Origin of the sequence: Paenibacillus aquistagni (assembly GCF_900177815.1) — a bacterium.
In the GTDB taxonomy this organism is placed as follows: Bacteria; Bacillota; Bacilli; order Paenibacillales; family Paenibacillaceae; genus Paenibacillus_B; species Paenibacillus_B aquistagni.
This window is the reverse complement of record NZ_FXAZ01000005.1, coordinates 410,481-420,880: the sequence shown is the minus strand read 5'-3', so window position 1 is coordinate 420,880 and position 10,400 is coordinate 410,481. Positions and strand designations below refer to the sequence as shown.

The following is a 10,400-nucleotide window of genomic DNA, read 5'->3' as shown; positions in this document are numbered from 1 at the left end:
CTCTGTAACTCAAGAATAACAAAATCGCTCAAGGCTGACGGATTTCATTCCGTTTTGTGCCTTGAGCGAAGCGAAAGGAATGGGTATAACGATGAACGTATCTTATCAATGGCTGTCTCAATATGTGGACTTGAGTGGAGTAAGCGCAGCGGAACTTGCGGAGAAAATCACTCGATCCGGCATTGAGATCGATCATGTTGAGCAGCGCAATAAAGGATTAGACCATATTGTGGTTGGTTATGTTGTAGAGCGGGAGAAGCATCCCGATGCTGATAAATTGAATGTGTGCAAGGTCGACGTTGGTGAAGGTGATTATCTGCAGATCGTATGCGGCGCACCAAACGTGGATGCAGGACAGAAGGTGCCTGTTGCAAAGATTGGCGCTGTTATGCCTGGCGGCATGAAAATTAAAAGAGCGAAGCTTCGCGGTGTTGAATCCCAAGGCATGATCTGCTCGGCCAAGGAGCTTGCCATGAATGACAAGCTGCTGCCAAAAGAAATGCAAGAAGGCATCCTTGTTCTTCCAGCTGATCTTGCATTAGGCCAGCCGATAGCAGAGGTATTGGGACTCAATGATGAGGTGCTTGAGTTTGACCTCACTCCTAACCGCTCCGATTGCCTAAGCATGCTCGGTGCAGCCTATGAAGTAGGAGCAATCTTGTCCCGTCCTGTCACGCTGCCTTCTGAAGAGGTAGAAGAAGCAGGTGCCCAGGCTTCTGAGCATATTTCGGTTTCGATTCAAGCAAAAGAAGCTTGCAGCCACTATACAGCGCGTTATATTGCCGGCGTTAAGATTGCAGCTTCCCCGCTGTGGCTGCAGAACCGCCTTCTTGCTGCAGGCGTTCGTCCGATTAACAATATCGTGGACATCACCAACTTTGTCATGCTCGAATACGGGCAGCCGCTGCATGCCTTCGATGCTGATAAGCTCAGTAACGGACGCATTGAAGTTCGCATGGCAAACGAAGGAGAAACCTTAGTTACGCTTGATGGCCAAGAGCGCAAGCTTGATCCGAGCATGCTCTTAATTACCGACGGCGTGAAGCCGGTTGGGCTTGCAGGCGTGATGGGCGGAGAGAACTCAGAGGTGTCGGAGAGCACAGTAAACATCCTGCTCGAATCTGCGAAGTTTGATGGAGGCACGATCCGCAAGACGGCGCGTGAACTGGGCTTGCGTTCCGAGGCTTCCCTTCGCTTTGAGAAGGAAGTCAATTCTGAAGCGGTGGTTCCTGCGCTTAATCGTGCGGCGGAACTGATGCGGACCATTGCTGGCGGCACTGTGGCTAGCGGCATTGTGGAAGAGCATACAGGTTCATTCGAGCGTACCGTGATTACCTTGACTGTAGAGAAGACCAATCGCCTGCTGGGAACCTCCCTTACAGCAGAAGAGATTGCTTCTATATTGAATCGATTAGGTCTTGCGATTGTTAGCAGCAATGCGGATGCATTTGAAGTACAAGCGCCTGGTCGCCGCGGGGATATTAAGCTGGATGTGGATCTCATTGAAGAGGTTGCTCGCTTGTATGGCTATGACAATATTCCAACGACGCCAATTGAGGGAGCGACGACTCCAGGGCACTTGACGAAGAGCCAGCGCATTCGCCGCGAGCTGCGCCGCTTGCTTGCTGATGGGGGCTTCCATGAGGCTGTGACGTATTCATTCACCCATCCGAACGATGCTGCGAAGTTCAAGACGCTTGTGCCAGGTTCGAAGCCTGTCCCGCTTGCCATGCCAATGAGCGAAGACCGCAGCGTTCTGCGTACAAGCTTCATTCCAAGCTTGCTTGATGCAGCTACGTACAACCGCAATCGCAAAATGGAGGATATTGCTCTATTTGAGATCGGCAGCTTGTACGTATCCGATGAAGAGCAGGCAGCGGCGCTTCCTGAGCAGAAGGCTGTGCTGACTGTGCTGCTGACAGGCCGCCGTCAAGCTTCGCAATGGAATATCAAGGCAGAGCCGGTTGACTTCTATGATATAAAGGGCGTTCTTGATTCGATCTTCTCCTACCTTGGATTAGAGCGTCAAGTGGAATTCCGCAGCGAGCGTCCGCTGGACTTCCATCCAGGCCGTTCTGCATGCATCTACTTGAAGGGGCAAGAGGGAGAAACACTTATCGGTACCGTTGGACAGATTCATCCAGAGCTCCAGATGGAGAAGGATCTTGACGATACGTATGTTGCTGAGATTCTGCTTGAGCAGGTCATCGCGCTTGCAGATCTGGATATTGAATATGTCTCGCTTCCACGCTTCCCAGCTGTGGAAAGAGATGTAGCCGTTGTTCTCGAACGCAGTGCAGAAGTGGGACGCTTGATGGATGTGATCAAGGAGGCAGCAGGAGAATTGCTTGAAGCTGTCAATGTATTTGATGTCTACACAGGAGATCGAATTGCTGAAGACAAGAAGAGCGTAGCCATATCGCTTGTATACCTCAATCGCGAGCGCACGTTCACAGACGAGGAGATTACAGAGCTGCATGGCAAGGTAGTAGCGGCTCTTGAAGCTGAGGGCGCGGAACTGCGCAAGTAATCAAGCTTGAAGCAATGGATAATGATTCAAACTGAACCATAACTTAACGTTGCATCAATTACGGGAGCTTCTCACAGGCAAAAACGGCTGTAGCTGCTCAGATGATGCTGGAAAAAGGGCAATTCCTAAGGTCTAAGCCATGTGTAGGATGGCAGGCGGCAGGGGTTGCCCTTTTTATGTTTATACGAGAAGATGGTATTATAGAGGGATTCAGCAGGAAAACCCTTTTTTTTAGCGAAACTTATAAAAATGACATTGAATTGAGTTTATCCGTTGGATTATTTCGATATAAGTAAATTGGGACATTGCCAATTGAACCATTTTCTTTCATTAATAAGGAGGACGTATCATATGACCTCATCTGATAAACACCGTGTAACGGTTGAAATATACGGCACACCATACAAGCTGGTCGGAACAACGAGCAAGGAGTATATGCGCAATATTGCAGCAACCGTGGATGAGCACATGAGAACTATTGCAGAGAGCAACCCAAGATTGGACATACCGCGCGTAGCCGTGCTGTCCGCTGTTCACATAGCGGAAGAAGTGCAGCGCATTAAGGAAGACTACGCGAAGAACAGCCAAGATCTGCGGGCGCTTGAGCAAACAAAGCAGGAACTGAGTATAAGCCTCGAACGCATTCAAAAAGAAGCGGAGGAGCATGCAAAAGAGCATGCTTCAGCACTTGCAAGCCATGAGAAGGTGCTTCAAGAGCTGCAAGCCGAGCATCAGAAGACGGTAGAAGATCTTAAAACTGAGAATCAGAAAACTCTTCACGAGCTCAAGGCTTCGCATGAGCAGAAGCTTGACTCTTTAAGCAAGAAGCTCGCACAAGCAGAGCAGTCGATTAAGGAACTTCAGGCGGAGAAGTCGAAGCTGGTAGAACTGGAGAAGAAGCTTCAACAGCAGCTCAAGGGACTAGAGCAGCAGGTCAGTCAGCTGACCAAGCAAGAGCAAGAGCTGAAGCGCCGAGTTCAAGAAGGAGAGCAGAAGCTCCAATCTGCGCAAGAGCAGCTTGTGAAGGAGCAAGAGCTACATAAGCAAACGCTAAGTCAGCGTGTAGAGACACTTAAAAATGAGCATCATGAAGCGATGTCGAAGCTGAAGAATGCCCATGGGCAACAGATAAAGGAATGGGAAGCAAGGCTCGCGGCTGAGCTTAAGAAGCTTGCCGAGCAGCATCGTGCTCTTCTTGAGCAGAAAGGCAAAGCTCACGATCAAGCCCTGCAGGAGCTTGAATTGAAATGTGATATTCAAGTGGAAGAGCTGTCAGCCGCTCATGAGGACAGGCTGCAGGAACTTGAAGCTCAGAATAAGTCGAAGCTTGATGAACGAACGGCTGCTCACCAAGCGGAGCTTGCCGAACTCAAAGGCCTTCACCGCAAAGCAATCGAACAGCAGGAACTTGCCTCTAAAAAGCAGCTTGAGGAGCGGGAGTTGAGCTATCAAGCGGCGCTTGAGCAGCAGAGCAATTCTCTTCAAGCCGTCATTCAACAGCTTGAAGAGAAGATTGAGGCAATGAAGCTGGAATCGAAGCAGCAGTTCGAGCAAGAAGCGAAGACGCATGCACAGGCGAAGCAAGGGCTGCTAGCGAAGCACGAGGCGGCAATAAGTGAACTTGCAAGCAAGCACCAAGAAGAATTAGAACTGTTAAGCAGCCTTCACGAGGAAGAGCAGGAGTCCATGCGTAAGGCGCATGAGCAGCAATTAGCTGAAGCTGCGGAAGCGCTGGAAGAAGCGGAGAAGCAGGCTGAAGCAAAGATCCGTCAGCTTGAGGCGCGCCTGGTGCGTGCTGAGGAATTGGATCGAGCTCGTCAGACCGAGATGGAGCGCCTTATTCAGGCGCGCGATAAAGCCCATGCGGAAATCGAACAGCTGCAGTCCGTTCTAGCCGAGATGGAGAAGAATGTGGTTAGTCATGCTGCCCAAGCGGAGCAGTTCACGCAGGATCAGCTTACGTATGAGACGCTTATTCAAGATCTGGAAGCAAAATGCAGTGATCTTGAAGAGCAGTATCAAGCTTGTGCTGCGTCATGTACAAGCCTTGAAGAACAGAATCAGCACCTCACAGTATCGCATAGCAGTCTCCAACAAGAGTATGAGGACTTTGCGCAGGGACATGCTTCTCTTCAAGCGGATTATAAGTCCATCCAGGCAGAACTGGAACAGTCTAGGCAAGAAGCAGAGGAATTGCTTCTGTTAGAAAGAAACGAATGGCAGGAGCGGCTTGACCAAGCGGAAGTACGCTATCAGTCCTTGCTCCTAGAGGAGCAAAAGAAAAGCGCGGCAGCGCTGCATGAGCATAAGGCTCGTTATGAGCTTGATCTAGATCAGCTTCGTCAGGAGCTTGCTTCCCGATATGAACAACAGCTGCAAGCTGAGCGTGCAAGGCATGAACAGGAGCTTGCCGGGAAGCTGCAAGCATACGCAGCTGAAGCGGACGCCAGAATGAAGCAAGCAGAGCAGGCTGCACAAGCGCAAGAACAGGAGTTGAAGGCTGAGCTTGGCCTTATCGCTGAAGAGCTGAACTCGGCGAAGGCGGAAGCTGCTGCTTCATTGTCAGTTGTGGAGGAAGAAGCCAGCGCGGCGAAGACTGCTTTGGAAGCCAAGTATATGAAGCAGTTGGAACAGCTTCAGCAAGAAATGGACGATCTGCTTCAGCTTGCTGAGACCGAAGCCAATGCGAAAGCATCCCACCTTGCCAAACAGCATGAACTGGCGATGGATCAGGCGAAGGCAGAATGGTCCAAGCAGGCAGAGGAATTGCAGCAGCTTGTAACTGCGAAGTCAGCGGAGGCTTACCATGCCGCAGAGAAGGAAGCAGAAGTGAAGCTTGAGGCTCTAAGAGCACATGTTCAAGAGCAGGCTGAACGCTGGTCGAGCCAGACAGCAGAGCTTGAACAGCAGCTTGTTGCCAAGGATGAGATCATTGCGGCTGACAAAGCAAGTATTCAGGCGCTTGAAGCCTCTCTGGAACAACAGGAAGCTGCGAAGCAAGACATGATTCATTCGATGGAACAGAATACAGCAGAGCTTAAAGAACTCTTTGAGCTGTCTCAATATGAGGAACAAGCCATGAAGCAGGCAATGGCAGAGGCGCAGGAGAAAGCGGCTCATCAAGATCAGGCGATTGCAGAGCTTAAGCAAGAGAACCATAAGCTTGAAGAGCAATTAGAAGCGATGGAGCAGAAGCAGTCTGAATTGCGCGACATGAAGGATCAACTGGAATCCGAACGAGAGGGACGCGAGGATCTTCTTGCGAGATTGTATCAAGAAAGCGAACTCCATAAGGCTGAACTGCTCAAGCTTCAGTCCGAGCAGGATCGATTAGCAGAAGAGAATGCAGGCCTTCGTGAGAAGATGGCTGAGCAGCAGGAAGCAGCTGCTGCGGCGATTGAGCGGGCCAGCATGGAGCAAGCGGAAGGGTTCAACCAAGAAGAATACGACATGATGAAGGAGCAGTTCGAGCTCATCTCCCATCAGTTCCGTTTGTCCCAATTGGAAAAGGAAAAAGAACTCCGCAAGCTCTCTGAGCTCGAAGTTAAGCATAGTAAGCTTCAAGACGAATACAACAAGCTGCAATCCGAGTTTAATGAGTGGATCGAGCTTATGGAACGAAGCTGAACATGAGCTCTGTTATGCAGGGGATTGAAGGCTGGTGGCAGTCGATTAGTCATTTTTGGACAAGTAGCTTCGAAGGTCAATGGAATGGACTGGACTGGCTGATCGTGCTTCTTTTTGGCTGCTGCATCGCTATAGGCGCTTGGAAGGGACTGCGCTCGCAGGCCCTTTCCTTGTTTGGCCTGTGCTTTTCTTTTATTGTTGCAGCGAAGAGCTATGAATATCTTATTCCATGGGTGAGGAAAAGGCTGTTTACAAATCAGGCTGGAGGCAGTGTAATGACGGACCTTGAGAACATAACGACCTCTTGGGATAAGCTGATTCATGCAATTGTTGCGTTTATTATTATATTCGGATTCATCTGGAGCGGATTGTGGCTGCTCAGATTTGCGCTGCGAAAATTATCAAGCATAAAGCCCATTCGCACCTTTGATCGATTATGCGGAGCCTTGCTAGGTGCTGTGCACTTTGTATGGATTTGGGGGATTATCTATGTGCTAATCATGGCCTGGCCGTCCGCGGCTCTCCAGCAATGGACGGCAGCTTCTTGGTGCATGAAGCAGACAGGAGAATGGGCCCCCTCCTTGTTGGCAGAAGCTATTCAATGGGCGAAGTGGCTATAAATATCATTAGAATTGCGGTTAGCCTTGTTATTAGAAATAATAACCCCATGTATACATAAGGCAGGATTAACGCTATTCCACAATCAGAGTGGCCGTCATATCTTTATGTCCGGGGCCGCACAAGATCGTGCATTCAAAAGGATAGCTCCCTTTTTCCTTTGGAGTAACGATTTGACTATTTTTATTGGGATCAAGCTTAAGGCCGATTGCTTTGATATGAATACCGTGATTGCCAGAGCTGGATTCTAGAATGAAGCGAACGGTTTCTCCAGCTTTGACTCTGTATTCAGAGGAGTCGAATGTATAATTGGATGCTTTAATAATCATCTCTTTGTCGACTTGAGCGTTGGCAGCATCTTCAGCCTGCTGTGAGCTGCATGCTGCAGTGACGATGGCGAGCGCTGCTAATGCGGCGGCAAGAGCTAATGGACTTTTCACGTTGTGACAACCTCCCAGGATGAGCAAAGTAATAAGGTGCAAGTGTGATTCCGATCACACGAAAGAGTGCAACGAAATTACTATACGAAATTACGGATGCAAATCCTGTCGTTATGCGGCGCTAGGTTGTGACGAAAATGTGAAAAGTTAAAGAGGGACCATCTCAGTCATACACAACTTAGAGACAATCGCTTATTAAGCGATCATCTCTATTGTTGTTCATCATGAATAGAGTTACTTATTGTCAGAGCTGCGACGACCTGCTTCAAACGGGGTTGATACCGGAATGAACAGGTCAATAATGCCAACGACGAGTGCGGCGAGCAGTGCCCCGATAATTGATACCGTCACGCCGCTGACAAAGAATTGAGCGACGTAGATGGTGGCGGCACTTACCAGGAAGCCGACGATTCCGCGGCCAAATGGAGTAACTTGCTTGCCGAAGATGCCTTCAACAACCCACCCGATCAGGGCAATAACCAGTGCAAGAATTAATGCACTCCAGAATCCGCCCACGGAGAAGGCTGGAACGAGCCAAGCCGTAACCATTAACACGATAGCCGCGACGATAAAGCGGACCACATGACCTAGAAAATTCATGTTGTAGATTCCTCCTTTGTTTATAAAGGGTTCAGTTTGTGCAACAATTAGTGTATCCAATTAAGGAACGTTCATTACAACACATTTCGACATAGATGCAGCCACATTATGGTTACGCTATAATACGGAACAGAAAGGAGTCGTAACCCTTTGGATTCAAAAATATATAAAACATTGGAATATGAGAAGATCCTACAAGCGCTGTCTAAGCACGCGTCTACTTCTCTTGGCGCTGAAGCGGCTCTCGACTTGAAGCCAAGCTCTGAATTGGATGAGGTCAATCGCCGCCTTCAAGCTACTGACGAGGCACTCACCGTGGATCGCTTGAAGGGCGGTGCGCCGTTTGCAGGAGTCACAGACATTCGACCTGCTGTTAAGCGTGCGCGAATCGGAGGCATTCTAAATCCTGATGAGCTGTGGAACATCTCGGCATTGACAAATGCATCGAGACGTCTTACGCGATACATTGATAGTGTGCATGAGGATCATCCGGTCGAGATCCTTCATGATATGGTCGAGACTTTAAGTGATCAAAAGCCGCTTGAAGATGCAATTCGCCGTTGTATTGATGATCAGGGTGAAGTGATGGATCAAGCCAGTGCAGAGCTTGCCAGCACTAGACGTGATCTTCGAATCGGTGAGACTCGAATCCGTGAGAAGCTCGAATCATTAGTTAGAAGCTCCAGCACTTCAAAGATGCTGCAGGAGCAGCTTGTGACCATTCGCAACGATCGCTATGTTATTCCTGTTAAGCAGGAGTATCGTTCTCACTTTGGCGGCATTGTGCATGACCAATCCAGCTCAGGAGCGACGCTGTTTATCGAACCGGAATCCATCGTCGCCATGAATAATAAGCTTCGTGAGACCAAGATGCGGGAAGAACGTGAGATCGAGCGCATCTTATCAGAGCTTACGGACCTTGTGGGCGAACAGGCGGAAGCCCTTTTATACGATACAAAGACCGTCTCTGATTTGGATTTTATCTTCGCGAAGGCGCGTTATGCTCATGAACAGCGGGCTACGCTGCCAATCATGAACGACAATGGGTATTTGAAGCTTAAGAAAGCCAGACATCCGCTCATTGCAAGAGAGCAGGTTGTTCCTACAGATGTTGAACTTGGCAAGGACTATTCCACGATTATTGTGACAGGCCCCAATACAGGCGGTAAGACCGTATCGCTTAAAACGATCGGCTTGCTCAGCCTCATGGCTATGTCTGGGTTGTTTGTGCATGCGAATGAAGAAAGCGAGCTCTGTGTGTTTGATGCGATCTACGCCGATATTGGAGATGAACAAAGCATCGAGCAGAGCTTGAGTACCTTCTCCAGTCACTTGACCAACATCATCAGAATCTTAAGCCAAATGACGTCGAAGAGCTTGATTCTGCTTGATGAGCTTGGTGCAGGTACCGATCCAGCAGAAGGCTCGGCACTTGCCATTGCTATATTGGAGCATATGCATCGAATGAATTGCCGCATCGTTGCGACGACGCATTATTCTGAATTGAAGGCCTATGCTTATGAACGTGATGGCATCTTGAATGCCAGCATGGAATTTGATGTTGAGACGCTAAGGCCTACCTATCGCCTGCTGTTAGGCGTGCCGGGACGAAGCAACGCCTTCGCCATCGCTGAACGGCTTGGCCTGTCACGAGATATTATTGACCTTGCACGCGGTGAGGTTACAGAAGAAGACATGCGCATCGAGACCATGATCGCATCTCTAGAGCGCAATCGTCTAGAAGCTGAAGAAGAGCATCGGACAGCAGCGAAGCTGCGCAAGGAAAACGAAGAACTTCAGCGGCAGCTTATGGAGCAGAATGAGAGAATTGAAGCTTCTCGCGAGAAGCGAATTGCTCAAGCGGAGGAAGAGGCGCGTTCGATTGTCAACAAGGCACTTAAGGAAGCGGATGATGTGATTACAGAGCTTCGCTTGCTTGCCATGGAAGGCGAGAAGGTGAAGGAGCATGAGCTTACGAATGCCCGCAAGCGCCTTGATGAAGCGGCACCTGCCAAGAAGCTGGCTGCCAAAGCTGCTAAGAAAAAGCCAGCAGGCGTGATTGAGCCTGGAGATGAGGTTAAGGTATACAGCCTTAATCAAAAAGGACATGTAGTCGAGATATCTGGAAATGAAGCTGTTGTTCAGCTTGGCATCATGAAGATGAAGGTTCGTAAAGATGATATGGAGCTGATTGCTTCAGCGAAGCAGCAAGCGCCAGAGAAGCAGCGCTCAGGCGCGAATGTGAAGCGAACCCGGGGCGAGAATGTCCGATCGGAGCTTGATTTGCGCGGAGAGAATCTTGAGGAAGCGATCATGGAAGTGGACCGCTTCTTGGATGAGGCGCTGCTCGGCAACTTGACGCTCGTCTATATCATTCATGGAAAAGGGACAGGGGTGCTGCGTTCTGGCATTCAAGAATTTTTGAAGCGGCATAAGCATGTGAAGTCCTATCGTAACGGAGCCTTTAATGAGGGCGGCATGGGCGTGACGGTAGCAGAACTAAAGTAACCGCTCATAGATCATAGATCCAATAAGCTGCATCATTGCATGCAGGCAGTGGTTAGAGCGATGACGAATAAGGAGTT

At 49.4% G+C, this 10,400-nt stretch carries 6 protein-coding genes; 4 read left to right on the top strand and 2 right to left on the bottom strand.

Annotated elements, in window-relative coordinates; translation table 11 throughout:
• The first annotated feature begins 91 nt into the window (after positions 1-91).
• The 3 genes from pheT to B9Y93_RS18425 all read left to right on the top strand — a co-directional run bounded on the left by pheT (position 92) and on the right by B9Y93_RS18425 (position 6,777).
• Positions 92-2,530 (top strand): phenylalanine--tRNA ligase subunit beta, encoded by a 2,439-nt coding sequence (pheT, locus tag B9Y93_RS18440; RefSeq protein ID WP_085496790.1) that lies wholly within the window; start codon positions 92-94, stop codon positions 2,528-2,530.
• A 351-nt stretch (positions 2,531-2,881) separates the two neighbouring features.
• Complete coding sequence (locus B9Y93_RS18430) at positions 2,882-6,157, top strand: hypothetical protein (protein ID WP_085496785.1); 3,276 nt, start codon at positions 2,882-2,884, stop codon at positions 6,155-6,157.
• Entirely contained in the window at positions 6,130-6,777 is a 648-nt protein-coding gene (locus B9Y93_RS18425) for a CvpA family protein (RefSeq protein ID WP_085496782.1), read from the top strand. Before B9Y93_RS18430 ends, B9Y93_RS18425 begins: the two co-directional genes overlap by 28 nt.
• Before the next feature lie 72 nt (positions 6,778-6,849).
• Here B9Y93_RS18425 and B9Y93_RS18420 read toward each other — a convergent pair whose 3' ends face one another.
• Positions 6,850-7,215 (bottom strand): cupredoxin domain-containing protein, encoded by a 366-nt coding sequence (locus B9Y93_RS18420; RefSeq protein ID WP_085496780.1) that lies wholly within the window; start codon positions 7,213-7,215, stop codon positions 6,850-6,852.
• Positions 7,216-7,449: 234 nt separating this feature from the next.
• Positions 7,450-7,815: a phage holin family protein gene (locus B9Y93_RS18415; protein ID WP_085496778.1), complete on the bottom strand. Its 366-nt coding sequence runs from the start codon at positions 7,813-7,815 to the stop codon at positions 7,450-7,452.
• Positions 7,816-7,965: 150 nt separating this feature from the next.
• Here B9Y93_RS18415 and B9Y93_RS18410 point away from each other — a divergent pair, with 150 nt between their 5' ends.
• Positions 7,966-10,323 (top strand): endonuclease MutS2, encoded by a 2,358-nt coding sequence (locus tag B9Y93_RS18410; RefSeq protein WP_085496776.1) that lies wholly within the window; start codon positions 7,966-7,968, stop codon positions 10,321-10,323.
• Positions 10,324-10,400 lie beyond the last annotated feature (77 nt).